Raw genomic sequence first — 18,316 nt, 5'->3', positions numbered from 1 at the left:
GTTCCGCGCGTCGAGCGCGGGGCGGGGCGTTCTGCTTTCAGCGTGTGCACGGTGGGCTGGTCGGGGTGGGCAGGCCCGCGTCGGCGGGCGGGGGGGCCGCCGTCGAGCCGGGCGGTTCACAGCGTGCGCACGCTGGGCGCAGCGGGTGGCCGGCGGGGTGCCGTTCGGGGCGCGTCTTAGCGTGGGCACGGTGGGTTTCGAGCCTGCCGGGTGGCCGGGTCGGTGGGCGGTTCATGGCGTGTGCACGGTGGGCTGGTCGGGGTGGGCAGGCCCGCGTCGGCGGGCGGGGGGCCGCCGTCGAGCCGGGCGGTTCACAGCGTGCGCACGCTGGGCGCAGCGGGTGGCCGGCGGGGTGCCGTTCGGGGCGCGTCTTAGCGTGGGCACGGTGGGTTTCGAGCCTGCCGGGTGGCCGGGTCAGTGGGCGGTTCATGGCGTGCGCACGCTGGGCGCAGCGGGTGGCCGGCCACCCGCGCCCCGGGCCGGGTGGTTGCGGTGGGTGAAGCAGGCGCCGGTCGGCGCGGCCTCCGGCGGGTGTCCTGCAGGTGGGTCGGCGGGCCGCCAAGGCGGTGGGTCAAGGTGGGCGGTTCACAGCGTGCTCACGGTGTGAACCGCCAAGGCGGGTCCGAGGGTGGCTAGTGACCTCTTGTAACAGTGGCCCGGTCTGCCGCCGCCGGACGGCCCCCGTCCAGCGGCGTGCTCGCCCCTCTGCGGGGTGCTGTCAACTCTAGGTTGCCGCAGGCGCACTGTTGCTGTCGCGTACATGATCGGTTGTTGACGTGTGGTCTGCCCTTCCCTCTCCGGCCCGTCCGCCGCGCTGCCTCTCCTGATCTTGGTCTGCCTCTCCCTGCTGATCTTCCGGCCCTTACTCCCCCTCTGCGATGGCTGCTGTCTGCTGTTCTGTGCTCCCCCTCCTTAAACTCAACACACCCTTGCATCACGACCCGATGGACCGTACTGTGATCGTTGTGACAGCTACGGTGAGTTTCGGGTCGAGCCCGGACTACCTGCTGTCCTCCGTCGGTGCGAACCGGGAGAACTACTACCTGCAGGCTATTGACCAGGACGGCGAGCCGCCGGGGGTCTGGGTCGGCAAGGGGATCGAGACGTTCGGTCTCTCGGGTGAGGTCGACCCCGAGGTTTTCCGCGAGATGTACACACATCTTGTCGACCCCCGGAAGATCGAAGAGTTGCACAACGTGACCGCCGAGCGGTGGGCCGCCTGGCGTGCCGAGCACCCCGAGGTCAAGCGCGGAACCGATGCGTACGCTGCGGCGAAGGCCGGAATCCGCAAGGAGACGCTGGCCGAGTACCGGCTGGGATCGGCTCTGCGCGACTACTCGAAGAGCACGGAGCGTAAGGTCGAAGAGGCCATCGAGGAGCTGGGCCCAGGTGCGACGCCCGAGCAGCAGAAGGCCGCCGAGATGGGTGTCCGGCGCAACGCCACCCAGTCCAACACGTACGTGGACGTCACGTTCAGCGCGCCCAAGAGCTGGTCCATCCTGCACGCCTCGCTCCAGGTCGCCGCGGTCGATGCACGGCTCGCCGGAGACGACGAACGGGCCGACGCTTTCGCCGCCCAGGCGGACCAGGTTTGGGAGGCACTGCGCGAGGGGGCGGCCGCCGGCCTGGCCCACATGGAGGCCGAGGCCGGGTACTCCCGGGAGGGCCGGTTCGCGGGCAAGCGCAAGGAAGAATCCGTGGGCAAGCGGGTCGACGCGCACGAGTTCACGGCCGCCCAGTTCAGGCAGCACCTCAGCCGCGACGAGGACCCGCAGCTGCACATCCACACGGCCATCATGAACCGCGTCGCCTACCGCACGGTGGACCCGGTGACCGGCGAAGAGACCGTCAAGTGGGGCGCCCTGGACGGCAAGCTGATCTTGCGCGAAGCCAAGGCGGCGGGCCATCTTTTCGAGCGCGTCGCCGAGGAGTCGCTGACCCGCCGACTGGGCGTCCGGTTCGAGATGAGGCCGGACGGCAAGGCCCGCGAGATCGTCGGAATCGACCAGCAGCTGCGCGACCAGTTCAGCTCCCGCCGGCGCGTGGTGACGGCCGGGGTTAAGGAGCTGGCGGACGCCTACGAGGCCAAGCACGGCGTCGCCCCGAAGGCCCACACCTTGGCGAAGATGGCCCAGTTCGTCACGCTCAAGGAGCGCAAGGCGAAGGGGCACGACGAGGTGCCCCGCGAGGTGCTGCTGGAGCGCTGGGAGGCCGCGGCGAAGGACAACCTGCGGACCTCCCTCGCCGACGTGCCGGAGGCCGTCGCCACGGCGAGCGCCGAGCGCGGGACGATGCCGGAGGCGTTCGACCCGGCCGACGTCGTGCGCCGGGCGGTGGAGACCGTGCAGTCCGAGCGGTCCACCTGGCGCCGCTCGCACCTGCAGGTCGAGATCATCCGCCAGCTCCCGGACTGCCTGGGCGGGCTGGACGTCGACCAGGTGGTGAACCTGGTCAACGAGCTGACGGACACCGCGCTGAGCAACCCCGACGAGGCCGGGCTGGTGGCGCTGTCCGCGCCCGAGATCATCCCGATGCCGCGTTCGCTGCAGCTCGCCGACGGCACCCCGATCTACCAGGTCCCGGGCCACGGCGAGTACGCGACCCGCGGGCACTTGGACCGCGAGGAGCGGCTGCTGGTCGACGCCCAGCAGGTCGGCGGCCCCGCGCTGACGGACGAGCAGATCGAGCGCGGGCTGGCCGGCCGCGGACTCAACGCCGGGCAGGAGGCCGCGTTCCGGGGGATTCTCGGCGGCGGCCGCCAGGCGGACGTGCTGATCGGCCCCGCCGGTTCCGGCAAGTCCTACCTGGCCGCGACGATCCACGACGCCTGGCGGGACACCGGCCGCCAGGTCATCGGCCTGACCACCTCCGAGCGGGCCGCCCGCGTGCTGTCCGGCGAAGGCGTCGAGCACGTGTCGAACTTGGCGATGTTCCTCAACAGCAACAAGGCGCTGGCCGAGGGCAAGACCTCCCCCGAGCTGGAGAAGCACCGTCTGCGGCCCGGCCAGCTGGTCATGCTGGACGAGGCGGGCATGTCGGAGACCGCCGAGATGGACGAGGTGCGCCGCCTGGTCCGCGAGGCCGGGGCGAAACTGATCTACGCGGGCGACTACGCCCAGCTGACGGCCGTCGGCGCCGGCGGCATGCTCGCCGAGCTGTCGACCCAGGCCGGGGTGCAGGTCTACGAGCTGGAGGAGGTCCGCCGGTTCAACGCGGAGTGGGAGCGCGAGGCGTCGTTGCGCTTGCGCGAGGGCGACACCGAGGTGCTGACCGCGTACGACGAGCACGGGCGGCTGAACGGCGGCACCCGCGACGACATGATGACCGCCGCCTACCAGGACTGGCTCGCCGACACCCTCGCCGGACACAATTCACTGCTGATCGCGGTGTCCCAGGACCAGGCCGACCAGCTGTCCGCGATGGCGCGGGCGGACCTGGTGCGGCTCGGCCAGGTCGAGGCCGGCGGCATCACGCTGGAGCTTCGCGGCATCACCATCGGCGTGGGTGACCAGGTGCAGCTGCGCGAGATCAACCGCGACATCAAGAGCCACAGCGGCGACCGGTTCGCGGTGAACCGCGACGTCGTGGAGGTCGTCGGCCGCGACCTGCAGACCGGCGACATCACCGTCCGGTACGACGACGGCGAGCTGATGGAGATCCCGTCCGCGTACGTGCGCGAGCACGTCGACCTCGCGTACGCGGGCACCGTGCACAGCAGCCAGGGCCGCACCGTGGACCGCTGCCGGGTGCTCACCGAGGGCGGGGACACCCGCGAGTCGCTGTACGTCGCGCTGACCCGCGGCAAGGACGGCAACTGGGCGTACGTCGTCAGCGAGCAGAAGGCGTCGGAGCTGGACGGGGCCGAGCCGGTCGAGGTGGACAAGCTGTCCGTCCTCGCCCAGGCGATGGAGACCTCCGGCGCCGAGAAGGCCGCCACCGCCGTCATCCGCGAGAACCTGCAGCAGTCGGTGTCGCTGGTGCGCTGGAACTTCGTCCTGGACGACCTGCAGAACGGGTACGCGGAGGAGCGGTTCGGCCGCCTGATCCACGACACCCTCGGTGCGGACATGTACCGGAAGGTCGCTGAGGACGAGGCGTTCGGCCCGCTGATGCGGCTGACCCGCGCCGCCGAGGCCGCCGGCCACAACCCCGAGGCCCTGCTGCTGGCGTCGCTGGAGGGCGACCTCAGCGACGCCCGGCACGTCGCCCGGGTGCTGCACTCCCGGCTTGAGCAGCAGATCGAGGCCGCCGACCGGGCCCGGGTGATGGCCGACCAGCGCGACGTCCGCGCGACCGTTCGCGCCCAGGAGCGGGCCGTGCCCGAGGTGGTCGAGGCCGCCCAGGCGGCACCGGTCGTGGTCGAGCGCCCCGAGCTGAGCATGGTCTACGACCAGGCCGCCGGGGTGTGGGTGCCGCGCGAGGAGGAGCCCGCCGCGGCCGCCCCGGTCTACAGCGCCGAATGGGACGAGGCCACCGGCCAGCACCGCGTGTTCGAGGTCGACCCCGCGACCGGCGAGGAGCTGGCCCCGGCCGAGCCTCAGCCGGTGATGACGTGGGACCACGACGCCGAGCGGTGGGTGTCGCAGCCGCTGGTCGTGGACGGCGCCGAGGTCGAGCCGGACGCCTGGCTGATCGCCCCGCCCGCCCCGCAGGGGCTGCGCGAGGCCGAGCAGCTGCCCGCGTTCGGCGTCGACTTCACCCGGCCGACCATGTTCAACGGCACCGAGTGGGTGCAGATCCCGGTCGTCCGCGACCAGGTGAACCCGTGGGAGTCGGTGGAGTCGGCGTGGCTGGACCAGCTGACCGAGATGAACCTGTCCGTGATGAGCCTGCACGCCGGGGTCGAGGTCCAGCGCCGTACCGAGCTGGCCGACCAGCGCCGGGACGAGGCCGAGGAGCGGGCGAAGTGGCAGACCCGGGTTGCCGAGATCCCGGGCGAGAAGGGCGACACCGCGCGGGCCGTCGCCGAGTTCATGGACAGCCGCCGCCTGCTGCTGGGCGAGGAGCTGGCCGCCGCCGAGGAGCTGCCGCAGTGGGCCGCCCGCTCGCTGGGCGAGGTTCCGCCCGCTGAGCAGGCCGAGCGCCGCGCGGAGTGGGTCGAGCGCGCCGGCACCGTCGCCGCGTACCGTGAGGCGCACGGGTGGGACAACGAGGTGGCCGCGATCGGCCCGCGTCCGGCCCGCGGCGCCGTGGACTTCCAGCAGGACTGGGACAGGGCCTTCCGCGCGCTCGGGGAGCCGGAGGAGCGGCGCGAGCTGGTCGGCGCGACGGACGCCCAGCTGCGCGAGCTGGTCGACCACTACGAGCGGGAGAAGGCGTGGGCCCCGGTCTACGTCGCCCCGCAGATGCAGCTGACGTACGAGGCGATCCAGAAGCTGGAGCGGGAGGAGGCTCAGCGGCAGATCGCCATGCTGGAGGCCCCCGACGACGCTGCCCGCGAGCGGCTGCAGGCCGAAACCGAGGCGGCGGCCGCCGAGTTGGCCGAGCTGCGGTCGCGCACCGCCTCGCTGGAGGAGATCCACCAGGTCCGGGGCGCGTGGCACGAGCACACGGAGGAGACCCGCGAGCGCGCCCAGGAGGCCCGCCGCCAGCTCGACCTCCGCCAGGCCGTCGAGCCCGAGCTGGACATGGAGGAGTTCGCCGCCGTCGAGGTCGAGCTGCCCGAGCCGGAGGCCGGCGAGGTGTTCGCGGAGGCCGAGTGGGACATGGCGGAGCCGGAGCTGGAGGAGGTGCCGGAGCCGGAGTTCGAGCCCGAGCACCAGGACGTCGCCGAGGTCGCGTACGAGGCCCCCGAGGACGTCCCCGCCGCCGAGGCCGCCGCTGAGGCCGAGGCCGTGCTGCCGCCGGAGCCGGAGTTCGAGCCCGAGCACCAGGACGTCGCCGAGCCGTCCGGCCCGGCCATGTTCGTGGACGGCAAGATGGTGCAGTCCGCCGAGATGCAGCGGTTCACCGAGGAGATGGTGCTCGGTGCGGGCCCCGTCGCCCCTGAACGGCCCTCCAAGGCCCCGGAGATGGCCGCGCCGGAGCCGGAGCCCGTGCTGTCCGGCGAGGGTCTGTACGACGCCCTGCAGGGCGCCCGCGAGGCCCGGGGCATCCTGGACGGCCGCGCTGCCCAGCAGGACGCCGCGATGGCAGAGGCCCGTACCGCGATGAGCGAGGTCGTCGCCGCCCGCGAGGCCGCCGAGGCGGTGCGCGAGGCCGCGCCGGTCGCGGCCGCCGCCGTGCAGGCGGTGCAGGCCATCGAGGTCCCGCAGATCCAGATCAGCGGGTGACCTTCCGCCCTGTGCACTGTCCGGGCGGAGGACCCGCGGGCTACCGTCGAGTCATGGAGAGTTACGCCTGGCAGCCGGGGGGCAGCGCGGGGCAGGGCCCCGTCCCCGGCCGGAACGCTGCTGCCCGTGTCCATGTCCCCGTGCCGCCCCCGGTGGCCCCGTACCGTCCGCCGGCCGGGCACCAGGTGCCGCCGAGGCCGACCGCACCCCCCGCGGCGCCCCCGCCGTCCGGGGTGCCGGACGTGGTGATCCGCTCCCGGGCCGAGCTGGAACAGCTGAGGGACGACGCCCGTGACGAGCTGGGGGCCACCGAAGAGACGTTCCGGATGATGTGGCTGAACCCCCGTCACCGCGGCGAAGGGGTCAGCGGCGTGCTGAACGCGGTGCTGTGGCTGCTCGGCGAGCGCCAGCTGGCCCCGATCAGCAGCGAGCTGCTGGAGACCCCGCTGCCGGCGACCCGGCAGATCGGCCGCGAGCAGACCCACGCCGAGGACAGGGTGTTCGGCCGAGCGTGGCGCGAGGAGTGCACCGAGTCGTACGCCGGCGCCGTGCTGCGGACGCTGGAGTGGTCGCACATCGCCACCCGGGACAGGCCCATCGCCGCAGCGTAGGGGCCGTAGGAACGCCGAAGGGGCGCGGGACCATCGTGGTCCCGCGCCCCTTTCCGTGTCCGGGTGTCAGCCCCCGGTGCTCGCCCCGGCCGCCCGCGCGGCCGCCTGCTCGGCAGCCTCCCGGTCCTGCCGGGCCTGCATCGCCTGGACGTGGTTGGCGATGGTCTTCTGCTCGCCGTCGAGGTCGATCGGCCGCACCGGGTCGCGGCGGGCGACGTGCTGCTGCTCGGCCCGGCACGGCTCCAGGGCCTGCTCGATGTCCTTGACCAGGAGCGGCTTCCAGCGGACCAGCCATTCGGACTGTCGCAGCACCGACCGGTCCGCCTCCGTGTGCGCCCAGTGCCACATGCCGCACAGCGCGCCCATCAGGTGCAGGACGTCCGGGTGGCTGAGCCAGCAGGGTTCCGCCACCGCGTAGTAGTCCCGGGGGAAGAACCGGCGGAGGATCGTCTCGCGCCAGTTCACCAGGTGGTGCAGCGCGTTGTACGTCTGCTCGGCGTCCATCACCGGCCAGTTCCACAAGAGGGCCGCCGAACCCTCCTTCTGGGCGAGGCCGCTCAAGATACGCGACATCTCCATGACCTTGCCCGGCAGGTCGATCTCTTCGATGAGCCGCAGCCGGGCGTCGACGCGCTCGGCGTGCGACTCCGCCTCGTTGGCGGTCTTGTTGACCAGGCTGATCATCGTGCTCAGGCGGTTCTCGGCCGCGTTGGTGATGATCCCCGCCGGGGGCTTGAGCTTGTGGTCTTCCGTGCTCACCGCGTCGTCCTTTCTGCTGCTCGGAGGTGGGTTCTACCGGTCGGGACTACCACAGCAGACCGCCGTCGCCCGAGGCCCGCGGCAGGGGCTGCTCGGCCGGCGCTTCCGCCGGGGCCGGGACAGCGGGCGGGACGGTCGGGCGGGGCGGGGCGAGGTTCGGCATCGGCGGGACCGGGACCGAGGCCGCCGGGGCGGTCGGCTGCTGCCAGGTCGGAACGGTGACGGGGGCGGCGGGCACCGGGACGGGCTGGTGCTTGTCGAGCTGCACCGGCAGCTTGGCCAGCCGCTTCTGCTCGCGCTTGTCCCGCCGGGCCTCCTGCTTGGCCAGCTTGAGCTCCAGCTTCACGTCCTTGCGCTTCCAGGTCGGGACGTACTGGACCCGGATCGGCGGGACGGCCCGGTGAATGTACAGGCCCTGACTGACCTTCATCTCCCGAACGTCCTTCGGCGGCATCACCCGGATGCGCCGGAGGCTGTGCGACTCCGTGGGCTTGCCGTCCTTGTCCTTGCTGACGGACACCACGGTCTGGTCCGCGTCGCCGACCAGCACGGACAGCCGCTCCAGGTCGTCCGGGTTGGCCAGGCCGCCTAGGGCGAACTTGTTGCAGTTGTTGTAGATCGTCCGCGCGCCGTTGACCCCCCAGCGCTCCTCCAGCTGGGAGTACGACTGGACGCTGATCTCCAGCTGAATGTTCCAACCGCCCGCGTCAGAGGTCCACTTGTTCAGCGGCAGCGGGCAGATGATCGCCGCCTCATCCAGAACGAACCGGACGTACGGGTCGATACGGCCGCCCGCGTTCTTCGCCCAGCGCTTGGCCTCCTTGTACACGTCCGCGACCAGGCAGGCGTACAGCGGGGCGATGCTGCCGCGGTCGCGGTCCTCGCCCATCAGGTAGAGGGTGCCCTGGCGGGCCAGCAGCTCGTAGGCCGTGAACTCCGGTTCCCCGGGCAGGGGCTGGACGATCTGCGCGATGCTCGGCACCGACAGGAACTGCAGGGTGGGGGCCAGCGACATGTAGACGCCAGCGGCGGTCTTGTCCGGGGCATTCATCTCCTGGCGGAGGGTGTCCAGCCAGCCATGGGGCACCAGCGCCGCGTTGGACTCCAGGACCCGCAGCGGCTCCTGGTTGTCCGGGTCGGCGACCCACCGGGCGACGTCGATCAGCGTGCCGCCCATGAAGTCGGCCGCCATCATCAGGGCCCGCAGGACGCTGAACGAGTGCGAGTTCCAGAAGGTCTCATTGGTCAGGGCCTCACCGGACGAGCTGCCCGCCAGCATGTATCCGGCCCGGTCAATGGCCGTCTCCGGGTTCCGGCAGCCCCGGACCGGGTTCCAGCGGATGGTGTTGGGCACGCCCTCCAGGTCCGTGTTGAAGACGAACACGGGGCGTCCGTCGCGCTCCCGCAACCGGTGGGTGAGCCGGTACAGGTCGGAGCGGGTCGAGGTGACGATGGCGGCGCCGGCCGCATCGATGATCTGCCCGCCCATCCACGCCGACTTGCCGGAGCGGGGCGGCGCGAAGATCAGCACGGTGTCCTCGCAGGCGATGTACAGGCCCTGCTTCCAGATCATGTCCGTGCCCAGGTGCGCGCCCAGGTCCAGCGCGTTCGCGGAGCGGCGGGCGAGTGAGGGCCGCAGCTCCCCGACCCGGTTCAGCAGCTGCCGCTCGCCCAGCGACAGGTTGATCTCGCCCTTGTTGGCGAAGCCGGTTCCGCGCGGGAGGGGGAGGGCACGGGCCTTGCCCGAGCTGACCTGCTCTTTCAGGTGCATGTACCCGAGGCCGAGCCCGGCGACCGCGACGCCCGCCACGGTGAACCAGTGGCCGGGCAGGTTGGCCACGATGTTGGTCAGCAGGTCGACGCCGTTGCCCATGTTCGGGGTGGGGACCTGCGTGCCGGGCGAGGCCGGCGCCGGGCTGGCCGCGCCGACGAGCAGGGGCAGGGCCCCCGCCGTCGAGAGCGCCACCAGCGCGGTGCGCTTGCCGTCGCAGCACCCGTCGTCGTACTCCGGGGCGGAAGCGTCGGTGTCGGTCGGCTCGATAGGGTGTTCGTGACGGGACATCATCGGAGCGCGTTTCTCCCTCGGTCTCGGAGCCCCCCGGCAACGGTGTCAGCGTTGCCCGGGGGCGTTCGCATGTGTACCGATGACCGGAGCGATCACGGTACGCCTCCCCTGTGACATGGGGAGGTGAGTTTCACTGCGAAGCATCATCATAACTTTTGGACTCTTGAAGTTCAAGACTCTTGTTGTTCTGGTGTCTGCGCTCGGCATATGCGACTGGCACGCTCGGCCTTCTGGCCCGTGCGCTCGGCTGACGACCGGCGGCGCTCGGCAGACGGAAGGGGCCCGGCGTCCGGCGCTCGGCCGGGCCCCGGGCCCCTTCTCTGCGGTGTGCTCAGTAGGCGGCGCGCTGGCCGCCGACGAGGGCCCCGGCGGACTCCGCGCCGTTGGCCGGCGACCCGTTCGCCGGGGTGCGCTCGGCACCCGAGGCGGCGCGCTCGGCAGCGTCGGCGGTGCGCTCGGCACCCTCCAGGGCGCCGTTCTGGCCCTCCGCAGCGATCAGCCGGGTCCGACGGGCTCGGAAGTGCACCCGCCACTCACGGGCGCGACCGACAGTGACGCCGTAGGTCTCGCTCATCGTCTTGGCGTCCATCGTGGCGCGGAAGTTCTTCACCGCGTCGAGGTAGGTCTCCCATGCCAGCTGCTTGGCCTCCGAGCCCGGGAAGGCCGGTTCGGCGAGGGATTCCGCCTCCAGCTCCTCCGCCGGGATCTCGCTCCGGAGAGTGGCCCGCAGATCCTCCAGCGCCAGCTCGGCCTCGCGCACCTGCAGGTCGACCCGCTCGCCCCGGGCCTGAGCGACGGACGCCCGCGCCGCAGCTTCCCGGGCCATGTCCTCAGCCTGCTGCCGGGCCCGCTCACGGTCGCTGATCTGCCCGTTCAGCCCGTCCAGCTCCCCGCGGAGGCCGGACAGCTCGGACTCCAGGCGGTCGGCCTCCTCGCGGGCCACCCGCTCGCGGTCGGCCGCCTCCCCGTGCTGGCGGGTGACCTTCGACAGCTCCTCGCCCAGGGCCTCCAGCTGCTCGCGGCGGCGCTCGATCTCCCCGTCCAGCTCCGCCTTGCGCTCGCTCGCGTCCGTGCCGGCAGCCTCCAGCTGGCGGCGCTTCTCCTCCGCCTCCCGGGCCTCCCTGCTGATCTCCGAGACCCGGTTACGCAGGGTGGTCTCCTGCTCGGACAAACGCCCCATTTCGTCCTTGGCTTCCTGCCGAGCGCGGTTGGCCTCCTGCCGAGCGTCCTCCGCCTCACGCCGAGCGCGGTCCGTCTCGTCCGCCGCAGCCTTGAGTTCGGCGTCCTTCGCGGCGGCCTCCGCCATCGCCTTCTCGGCCGCGTCGGTGGCCGCCTTCGCCTTCGCCTTCTCCTCCTTCGCCTCCTGCCGAGCGCGCTCGGCGTCCTGCCGAGCGTCCTCCGCAGCCTTCCGAGCGGCCTCCGCCTCAGCCTGGTATCCGGCCGCCTCCAGCTTCCGGGCGGTCGGCATGATGGCCACGGACTCCATCAGCTCCATGACCACCGGGGAGTCCGCGGTGTCCACCAGGGCGATCTCGTCCTGCCGGGTCCAACCGGCCAGGCCCCGCAGGACGGCGAGCGCCTGGTGGCTGTCCGTCGAGAACCCGGCGCGCTCCAGGGACTCACGGGTGGTGTCGCGCTGCTGCTGCAGCTCCTCAAGCAGCTTCAAGGCGTTCTTGCGCTGGGCGCGGCCCTGCTCCGCCTTCTCGGCCGGCATCTTCGCCACCTCGGTCAGCAGCTCGCGCAGGACAAACAGCTGACGGGCAGCCCGGCGGGCGGACGACACCTTCACCAGGTCGCTGGAGCCCTTGCCGGTCGGGTCGATGCCGCGCTTGGCGTACTGGTCGGCCCACCAGCGGGTCCACAGCGCCAGCAGCAGCCGGAACGGGCCGGTGGAGGAGGAGTTCACGGTGTCCGCGCCGCCGGCCATCCGCTCGCGCAGTTCCAGCTCCACCACCCAGGCCGAGCCGAGCGGCATCAGCGCCATGAACGGGGCCGCGTAGATGTTGGGCGCGTGCGTGACGTTGGCCAGCGCGGACGCGATGACCATGCCCCAGGCGGTGTAGTGGACGACCCGGGTTCCCTTCGTCCACTCCGGCCGCGTGCCGTCCTCGTTCAACTTCGCCCGCTTGTAGAGCGAGCCGAACAGGCTCAGCTCGATGACGTCGAACATGAGCACGAAGCACACCCGGATGACCCCGGGCAGCTGGGCCGTGTCCCGGCCGAAGCCCCACAGGCCGTAGAGCGCGACGATCACGCCCGCCATGGCGAGCTTGCCGTGCGGGCCCATCTCGTTGAGGAACGACAGCAGGCCGTTGCGGTTCGCCTTCGTGCCGAACAGCACCCGCTTGAGCATCCACACCGCCAGGCCCAGGGCGACCGCCCCGGCGACGATGACGACCCACGCGGGCGCGCTCTCGATGTGCTGTCGCATGTCGGACAGCAGGCCGCTGACCTGGCTCGATTCCGCTGCTGACCAGCGCCCGTGGCTGGCCGTAGTCTGTGAGTAGCGCACGTTTCGCTCCGATTCTGCGTTGGCCTCGGCGGCTCGATCACCACATCACCCGCCGGGGTCGTTTTGTTTTGGTGTGTCTTGTACTTCAAGGCTCAGGGAGTCCGAGACTCCCCGGGATCGGGACTCAGCCGGTCTGGGACTCTTCGAGTTCCGAGAGCCGGGCCTCCAGCTGCTCGATCCGCCCGCGGGCCGCCTCCAGGTCGCCGAGGTAGCCGACGAGGGAGGCCAGCAGCTCCTCCTCCGTGTCCCCGACGAGGACCCCGCCCCGGGACAGCAGCGTGTCGACCGCGACCCTGATCACGGTGTTTGCGGTGATCCGCTCACCCTTGCGCGTCCGGCCGGCCTGCAGGTCGCGGGCGAGCAGGTCGAGGTCGATCGTCTGGTCCGTCCGCAACTGGACGTACTTCGTCGTCATCGTCCGCTTGGCCTCCGCCGCGGACTGCCTGTCGAGCTGCGGCGGCCGTCGCCGCGTCGCTGTCGCGTTCGTGGTGTCCTCCTTCTTCGGGGCGCCGGCCTTCACCAGGTCGCCGATGTCCTGCTTCGCCTTCCGCGGCGTGCGCTGAGCGCTCATCAGGGGGTCACTTTCCTACGAGGTGCGGACGTTGCCCGGGCCGGGGCGGGGATCGGGGCGGGTTGCGCGGGCCGGGGCACCCGGTCGGGCAGGCCGAGCGCTTCGAGCACTTCGTCCACCAGGTCCCGGGCGTCGGCCGCCGGCCGCTGCCACGCCTTGTAGGTGCCCTCCGTGACCGGGATTCCGAGCTGCCCGGCGTCCTGGTGGGCGACCAGCTCCCGCATCTGCGTCTTGAAGACGGGCAGGCCCACGAGCTGCAGACTGTCGTACGTCCGCTTGGCCTTGGCCTTCCGGTTCGCGTCCACCCGGGAGATCACCACCCGGTAGGGGCGGCCGGAGGGGATCACGATCTCCCGGAGGGAGTTCATGATGGCCTTGGCCTCCAGCGGGTCCAGCGTCAGCGGGACCACGATCAGGTCCCCCGCGCAGCTGGCCGCGAGCTTCTTCCGGTCCCGGTGCGGCGCGTTGTCCACCACGATGAACCGGTACCCGCGGATGGTGCGGAGGCCGGCCAGCTTCTCCGGGTCCTCCTCGCCCGCGAGGTCGAAGACGGCGTCCACCTCCAGCCCGTCGTACAGCTCCGTGGTTCCGCCCTCCTTCTGCAGTTCGTCCGCGTCGACCAGGAGGGTCGGTCCCACCTGCCCGAGCAGCCACGCGATCAAGAAGGCAAGGGTGGACTTTCCGATCCCGCCCTTGCCACCGAATACCGCGATGATGATCGGATCGCCCTCCCAAGGCGGGTGCTCGACCCTCTCCACCGTGACCATCTCGAACTCCTCTCATCCGGGGTCTGTGCGTCCAAGAGCCTAGGGCCCTGGAGGTCCGGGACTCTTGAACTCACGAGGCCCGGAGATTCGGAAGTCCGCATCTCTCAACCTCGAAACAATCATACCCCCAGAGTCTTGAACTTCAAGAGTCTTGGGGTCTAAAGTTGGAGACACGAAGGAGGGCCGGGGTTGCAGCCCCGACCCTCCCGACCTGCTGCCGAGCGTGTCACCGCTCCGCAGGCGTGGACCGATCCCGCTAGGAGGGAACAGTCATGTCCCAGTCTCTCAGCACCCGTCAGCACCGCCTCACGGTGGTCAACCCCCGCCCGCACCAGGACGGCCGCGGCGTGCTGGTCGTCGGCCGCATCCGCCCCGCCAGCACCTGCTCGCACTGCAGCGGGTTCGGCCGGGTGACCGTGCGCCGCAACGGCCAGCCGGTCAGCCTGACCTGCCCCGTCTGCTCGCTGTCCGCCGTCGACTCCGCCGGCGCCCAGGTGAGCACCCGATGAGCGGCCGGGACGTCCCGGTGCAGAGCACGCAGCAGATGCAGCAGTCCGCCCACCAGCTCCAGCAGGCGGTGCAGCAGCACCTCGGCAGCTCGACCCCGTGCCCGCCCCCGCCGCCGCAGCCCCAGCAGGACACGCAGCAGCGCTGACCGCCCCTCACCCTTCGGTGCCGGGGCGAGCGCCCCGGCACCGTCACCCTGACGGAGAGACAGATGGACCGATTCACCCGCGTGCCGTTCGCCGACCTCGGCCTGACGGAGCCCGCCCAGATCGAGCGGTGGGCCGCCATCGCCCTGTTCGCCGCCGACTGCACCACCTACGAGATCAGGGGCATGGGCAGCGATACCGCCAGCCTGCTGGTCCGTACCGAGGTGCACCGCACCACCGAGTCCGAGCGCGTCGAGCTGGTCGACAGCGCGTACCAGGCCGACCTGCTGGAGGCCACCGACCGGGCCAACGCCTGCTCGGAGGCCGTCCGCGGCGCCGCCGACTGGCCGCTGCAGAACTGGACGGTGGCGAAGTGACGGAGACCTCCTACGCCGCGCAGCTGCCCCGCACCCAGGTGTCCGCGATGGGCGCCATGCTGGCCGCCGTCATCACCCTGGTCGCCGTCCTGACGAACACCACGCTGCCCGTGGTCGAGGCCGGCCGCGCCGCCGCCGTCGCGTACGGCGCGGTCGCCCTCCTCGCCGTGCTCCGCTTCCAGGTCCGGCCGATGGCCCTGCTGCTGTCCACCGCCCGGATCACCACCGCGTTGGTCGTCGCCCTCGCCACCGCCACCCGCACCCTGCGGGCCCGGAGGCAGTGGTGACCAGCTACCCGCCCAACGAGCGGGGCGACGCGCCCCGGCTGGTGGTCGAGCGCCACGGGCACCGGGTCGTGGTCGACGGCCAGGGCCTCGCCATCGACGGCGAGCGGATCTGCCTGACCCCGCTCCGGCCGGAGCAGGCAGTCCAGCCGAGCGAGGACCCGCGCCGCACCCGGGCGTTCCAGGTGACGCCCGCCGGCGAGGTCGTGTACCGGGGCCGGGTGGTCGCCGAGCTGGGGCCCCCGCCCCCCGGCACCAGCAACCCCGGCGAGCTGACCGTGCACGGACCCCACGGCCGCGAGTGGCCGGCCAGCACCGCCGAGCGGACCGCCACCGCCGCCGAGCGCCCCGGCCCGGCCGCCGAGCGCACCTCCGACCCGGCGCCCGCCCTGCCGAGCGCCACCGAGCTGCAGGCGAGCGTCGACGAGGTGCAGACGAGCGTCGACCAGCTGATCCGCCGTCAGCGCGACGAGCAGGACGTCCGGGCCCGGGAGACCCCGCAGCCCGCCCACCAGCCCCCCAGCCGGACCCGAGAGATGGAGATGTCCCGATGACCCAGCACCTGACCGGCTGGCAGGCCGGGCCGAGCGTCACGCCGCTGGTGCCCGCCCAGCCCCCGCAGATCATGAGCGCGGGGGCCTACCTCGCCAGCCGGTACGGCGGGCGGATCGTCCCGGCGCTGAGCACCAGCACCGCGCTGATCCTCGCCCGGATCTGGCACACCCAGGGCGCGGCCGGGTCGGTCGGCGACGCCGCGCTGATGATCGCCCTCGCCGCCGGGAGCACCCTGCACGGCATCGTTTCGGCGTCGAAGCAGAACGGGCACGAGGTCATCACCGCGGTGGCGTTCGCCGCGTCCGGGGCGTTCGCGCTGATCGGCGTCGCGGCGTACACCGCGAGCTGGGCGCTGGCCGCGATCCTGTGGCTGGTTGCCACCGTGCTGGTGTACTCCGTCAGCGCCCGGCACTGGCGCGTCGCCCGCGAGCAGGCCGAACAGCGGTACCACGAGCTGCAGTTGACGCAGGTCAACAGGCTGGCGGACGTCCAGGTCGCCACCGTCCAGCGGGACACCACCGCGCAGGCCCTCGCGTACGGCCTCGCCCTGCAGGCCGCGATCGAGCAGCGCCAGGCGCTCGACCCCCAGACCTTCCAGCTCCAGGCGGTGGCCGCGGCCGGCCTCCCCCAGCTGGTGCAGGGACAGCAGGACCGGTAGTTCCCGGCCGATCCCGGGGGAGTTCTGACAGGACGTCACCAACTCCCCCGGGTGGCCGCTAGATTCGTGGGTTCGGCACCGGGCCGGACCCCGCCCACCCGAGGAGCACCCGCATGAAGCCCGTACCGGACATCGAGTTCACCGGCGACGTCACCCAGTTCAACCTCGAACTGGGGGCGGACGGCATCGCCGTGATGGTGGTGTACGCCGAGGACGAGAACGGCAAGGTCGGCCGGGCCTGGCTGCGGTTCACCGAGAACGGCACCGACAACCTTCGGCGTGCCGTCCAGAACCTCCGCCTCCCCCGGCCCTACACCATGACCGCCATCGAGCCCGAGGGGACCACGCAGTGACAACCGAGACCAGGACGATGTTCCGCAACGACCCCGAGTTGTCCCGGGCGGTCGCCAACGCGACCGTGCTGTCCGAGATCCCCCACCGGGGCGAGAACGCCCGGATCGTGCTCAGCAGCACCCACGGTGTCCTCGCCGGAACCTCCCTGCTGGGCTGCCACACCGACACCTGGGAGGGCCGGATCGCCTCCAGCTGGCGGCCCTTCGAGGACGTCGAGTCCGCCACCCTCTGGCAGCACGCCCAGATCGCCCGGATGATCCGATCCCAGGTCGGGACCACCGTCCCCGGTTACGGGACGTGGGGCGCGGTGGACGGGTCGTGGGCCGCCGAGGTCGACCGCCGCCGGCACCGGTACACCGCGGCGGTCGGCGGGACCGTCCACCACATCGAACCGCGCCACTACCCGGGCGAGCCCGACGTCCTGGTCCAGGAGCGTGGGTGGGAGATGCTGCGGCGGGTGCTGCCCAACGCCGGGCAGTGGCCGTACGGCATGGCCGCCGAGCACCAGGACGTCGAGCTGCGGGCCGCCCGGTGGCGGACCGAGCAGGACACCCTCCAGGCGTTCGCGGACGAGCTGGAGCACGCCGCCGTCGCCGCCGAGCTGGCCGCCGTCGAGGAGGCCGCCCTGCAGGAGCGGCGGTCCGCCGGGTGGCTCCGCCGCCTGCTCGCCGCGCTGTTCGGCCGGCGCCGGTGACCGCCCCGGCCGGACAGCCCGGCGACGTCGACACCGAGCAGGACGACGACCAGGACGACCTGTTCGGCTGGAACTTCGACGGCCCGCTGCCGGAGGGCTGGTGGGCCTGCCCGCACCACGGGGAAGGCGGCGGCCCCGACGACCGCTGCCGTGGCTGTTCCGAGTACTGGGGAGAATGAGGAGAGATGACCGAGACCGTCGAGATCGAGACCGTGGAGACCGCCGACGTGGTGTGCATCCGCGAAGGCGTCATCCGGTCCGTGCTGCTGATCAAGCGCGGGGACGAGCCGTTCGCCGGGTCGGACGCCCTGCCCGGCGGGTACGTCGAGGCCGGGGAGAAGAAGCGGAAGGCCGCCGCGCGCGAGCTGGGCGAGGAGACCGGCGTCCGGGTCGAGCCCGAGCGGCTGCGGAAGGTCGGTGTGTACGACAAGCCGGGCCGCGACCCCCGGGGCCCGGTCCGCACCACCGCCTACCTGGTGGTCATGCCGTCCGGCACCCAGGCCACCGCCGGGGACGACGCCGCGTACGCCCGGTGGGTGCCAGTCGCCGACCTCCAGGACCTGCTGGAGGACCCCGCCGGCGGCGGGTTCGCGTTCGACCACGGGCAGATCCTGCTGGACGCGCTCCGCCTCAGCGGGGACTTCCCGAGCAACTGACCCCGCCAGCAGCACCAGGAGGGCCCGTCCACCCGGACGGGCCCTCCCGCGTTTCCGCCGTCGGGGACGGACCCGATCGGGTGATCTCTGACGCCGGTCAAAGCGCGCAGCCGCGCCGACCGCCCGTGCACCAGGTGCAGGACGTAGAACAGCGAACTACTCGGCGGGGCAGGCGTGGGGGTGAACCGCCGTGACGAGCCCTAAGAGGCGTGGCGGGCGAGCGGCCGGGACCGCCGTCCGGCGCGGGGCGCCGGTCGGCTCTGCCCTCTCCGCACCGCGTGCACGGCCGCCCCGGGCAGGGGCTGACCCTGCTCGGGCTGGTGTTCAGGGAGTTGACGAGGAGTTGGCACCAAGTCCGAGGTCGAGCTGGCGGCGCCGGGGACCGGAGGCCGGCCAGGCTGACGGAGCGGGCGGGGCGGCGGTCGGCTCGCCTCCGATGACGCCGACGGCGCGGAAGTACGCCAGCTGCTCGGCGACGGAGCCGTGCCGGTCGTAGGAGGCCGGGGCGGAAGGATCGGTCACGCCTGC

At 72.2% G+C, this 18,316-nt stretch carries 18 protein-coding genes; 12 read left to right on the top strand and 6 right to left on the bottom strand.

Annotation, left to right across the window (positions count from 1 at the left end; all coding sequences use genetic code 11):
- The first annotated feature begins 965 nt into the window (after positions 1 to 965).
- Positions 966 to 6,272 carry a MobF family relaxase gene (gene mobF, locus ACGF07_RS34700; RefSeq protein ID WP_392905518.1) on the top strand — a complete coding sequence of 1,769 codons (5,307 nt, stop codon included), beginning with the start codon at positions 966 to 968 and terminating at the stop codon, positions 6,270 to 6,272.
- A 242-nt stretch (positions 6,273 to 6,514) separates the two neighbouring features.
- Positions 6,515 to 6,883: a hypothetical protein gene (locus ACGF07_RS34695; protein ID WP_392905516.1), complete on the top strand. Its 369-nt coding sequence runs from the start codon at positions 6,515 to 6,517 to the stop codon at positions 6,881 to 6,883.
- A 66-nt stretch (positions 6,884 to 6,949) separates the two neighbouring features.
- Here ACGF07_RS34695 and ACGF07_RS34690 read toward each other — a convergent pair whose 3' ends face one another.
- The 5 genes from ACGF07_RS34690 to ACGF07_RS34670 form a co-directional block, all read right to left on the bottom strand.
- Complete coding sequence (locus ACGF07_RS34690; RefSeq protein ID WP_392905514.1) at positions 6,950 to 7,642, bottom strand: hypothetical protein; 693 nt, start codon at positions 7,640 to 7,642, stop codon at positions 6,950 to 6,952.
- A gap of 46 nt (positions 7,643 to 7,688) precedes the next feature.
- Entirely contained in the window at positions 7,689 to 9,707 is a 2,019-nt protein-coding gene (locus ACGF07_RS34685; protein WP_392905511.1) for a type IV secretory system conjugative DNA transfer family protein, read from the bottom strand.
- A gap of 331 nt (positions 9,708 to 10,038) precedes the next feature.
- On the bottom strand, positions 10,039 to 12,138 hold the full coding sequence (locus ACGF07_RS34680; RefSeq protein ID WP_392905509.1) for a hypothetical protein: 2,100 nt from the start codon (positions 12,136 to 12,138) through the stop codon (positions 10,039 to 10,041).
- Between the two features lie 205 nt (positions 12,139 to 12,343).
- Complete coding sequence (locus ACGF07_RS34675) at positions 12,344 to 12,790, bottom strand: hypothetical protein (protein ID WP_392905506.1); 447 nt, start codon at positions 12,788 to 12,790, stop codon at positions 12,344 to 12,346.
- Positions 12,790 to 13,557: a ParA family protein gene (locus tag ACGF07_RS34670; RefSeq protein ID WP_392905503.1), complete on the bottom strand. Its 768-nt coding sequence runs from the start codon at positions 13,555 to 13,557 to the stop codon at positions 12,790 to 12,792. The genes ACGF07_RS34675 and ACGF07_RS34670 overlap by 1 nt, the downstream gene beginning before the upstream one ends.
- A 272-nt stretch (positions 13,558 to 13,829) precedes the next feature.
- Here ACGF07_RS34670 and ACGF07_RS34665 point away from each other — a divergent pair, with 272 nt between their 5' ends.
- The 10 genes from ACGF07_RS34665 to ACGF07_RS34620 all read left to right on the top strand — a co-directional run bounded on the left by ACGF07_RS34665 (position 13,830) and on the right by ACGF07_RS34620 (position 17,788).
- Positions 13,830 to 14,066 (top strand): hypothetical protein, encoded by a 237-nt coding sequence (locus tag ACGF07_RS34665; protein WP_392905501.1) that lies wholly within the window; start codon positions 13,830 to 13,832, stop codon positions 14,064 to 14,066.
- Positions 14,063 to 14,212, top strand: coding sequence for a hypothetical protein (locus ACGF07_RS34660; RefSeq protein ID WP_392905498.1), 150 nt, complete (start codon positions 14,063 to 14,065; stop codon positions 14,210 to 14,212). Before ACGF07_RS34665 ends, ACGF07_RS34660 begins: the two co-directional genes overlap by 4 nt.
- 63 nt (positions 14,213 to 14,275) lie before the next feature.
- Positions 14,276 to 14,587 carry a hypothetical protein gene (locus ACGF07_RS34655; RefSeq protein ID WP_392905496.1) on the top strand — a complete coding sequence of 104 codons (312 nt, stop codon included), beginning with the start codon at positions 14,276 to 14,278 and terminating at the stop codon, positions 14,585 to 14,587.
- Positions 14,584 to 14,874: a hypothetical protein gene (locus tag ACGF07_RS34650; RefSeq protein WP_392905494.1), complete on the top strand. Its 291-nt coding sequence runs from the start codon at positions 14,584 to 14,586 to the stop codon at positions 14,872 to 14,874. The genes ACGF07_RS34655 and ACGF07_RS34650 overlap by 4 nt, the downstream gene beginning before the upstream one ends.
- Entirely contained in the window at positions 14,871 to 15,425 is a 555-nt protein-coding gene (locus tag ACGF07_RS34645) for a hypothetical protein (protein WP_392905491.1), read from the top strand. Before ACGF07_RS34650 ends, ACGF07_RS34645 begins: the two co-directional genes overlap by 4 nt.
- Positions 15,422 to 16,084: a hypothetical protein gene (locus ACGF07_RS34640; RefSeq protein WP_392905489.1), complete on the top strand. Its 663-nt coding sequence runs from the start codon at positions 15,422 to 15,424 to the stop codon at positions 16,082 to 16,084. Before ACGF07_RS34645 ends, ACGF07_RS34640 begins: the two co-directional genes overlap by 4 nt.
- Positions 16,085 to 16,197: 113 nt before the next feature.
- Positions 16,198 to 16,437 (top strand): hypothetical protein, encoded by a 240-nt coding sequence (locus ACGF07_RS34635; protein ID WP_392905487.1) that lies wholly within the window; start codon positions 16,198 to 16,200, stop codon positions 16,435 to 16,437.
- Positions 16,434 to 17,132 (top strand): hypothetical protein, encoded by a 699-nt coding sequence (locus ACGF07_RS34630; RefSeq protein WP_392905484.1) that lies wholly within the window; start codon positions 16,434 to 16,436, stop codon positions 17,130 to 17,132. The genes ACGF07_RS34635 and ACGF07_RS34630 overlap by 4 nt, the downstream gene beginning before the upstream one ends.
- The gene (locus ACGF07_RS34625; protein ID WP_392905481.1) at positions 17,129 to 17,311 is read left to right on the top strand and encodes a hypothetical protein; all 183 of its coding nucleotides are present in this window, start codon (positions 17,129 to 17,131) and stop codon (positions 17,309 to 17,311) included. The genes ACGF07_RS34630 and ACGF07_RS34625 overlap by 4 nt, the downstream gene beginning before the upstream one ends.
- A 6-nt stretch (positions 17,312 to 17,317) precedes the next feature.
- Positions 17,318 to 17,788: an NUDIX domain-containing protein gene (locus ACGF07_RS34620; RefSeq protein ID WP_392905479.1), complete on the top strand. Its 471-nt coding sequence runs from the start codon at positions 17,318 to 17,320 to the stop codon at positions 17,786 to 17,788.
- 324 nt (positions 17,789 to 18,112) lie between these two features.
- Here the strand turns inward: ACGF07_RS34620 and ACGF07_RS34615 are convergent, their stop codons facing one another.
- A complete protein-coding gene (locus ACGF07_RS34615; protein WP_392905477.1) occupies positions 18,113 to 18,310 on the bottom strand; it encodes a hypothetical protein in 198 nt (65 codons plus the stop codon).
- Positions 18,311 to 18,316 lie beyond the last annotated feature (6 nt).

This window comes from Kitasatospora sp. NPDC048194 (genome assembly GCF_043202455.1).
Taxonomy (GTDB): domain Bacteria; phylum Actinomycetota; class Actinomycetes; order Streptomycetales; family Streptomycetaceae; genus Kitasatospora.
Note: the sequence above shows the minus strand (reverse complement) of the source record. Positions and strands in the feature narration are given on the sequence as shown.

Excerpts from the sequence above, each read along its gene's own strand:
- ACGF07_RS34685 (WP_392905511.1), bottom strand. The coding sequence starts at position 9,707 with ATGATGTCCCGTCACGAACACCCTATCGAGCCGACCGACACCGACGCT.
- ACGF07_RS34680 (WP_392905509.1), bottom strand. The coding sequence starts at position 12,138 with ATGCGACAGCACATCGAGAGCGCGCCCGCGTGGGTCGTCATCGTCGCC.
- ACGF07_RS34640 (WP_392905489.1), top strand. The coding sequence starts at position 15,422 with ATGACCCAGCACCTGACCGGCTGGCAGGCCGGGCCGAGCGTCACGCCG.
- ACGF07_RS34675 (WP_392905506.1), bottom strand. The coding sequence starts at position 12,790 with ATGAGCGCTCAGCGCACGCCGCGGAAGGCGAAGCAGGACATCGGCGAC.
- ACGF07_RS34620 (WP_392905479.1), top strand. The coding sequence starts at position 17,318 with ATGACCGAGACCGTCGAGATCGAGACCGTGGAGACCGCCGACGTGGTG.
- ACGF07_RS34655 (WP_392905496.1), top strand. The coding sequence starts at position 14,276 with ATGGACCGATTCACCCGCGTGCCGTTCGCCGACCTCGGCCTGACGGAG.
- ACGF07_RS34660 (WP_392905498.1), top strand. The coding sequence starts at position 14,063 with ATGAGCGGCCGGGACGTCCCGGTGCAGAGCACGCAGCAGATGCAGCAG.
- ACGF07_RS34635 (WP_392905487.1), top strand. The coding sequence starts at position 16,198 with ATGAAGCCCGTACCGGACATCGAGTTCACCGGCGACGTCACCCAGTTC.
- ACGF07_RS34670 (WP_392905503.1), bottom strand. The coding sequence starts at position 13,557 with ATGGTCACGGTGGAGAGGGTCGAGCACCCGCCTTGGGAGGGCGATCCG.
- ACGF07_RS34665 (WP_392905501.1), top strand. The coding sequence starts at position 13,830 with ATGTCCCAGTCTCTCAGCACCCGTCAGCACCGCCTCACGGTGGTCAAC.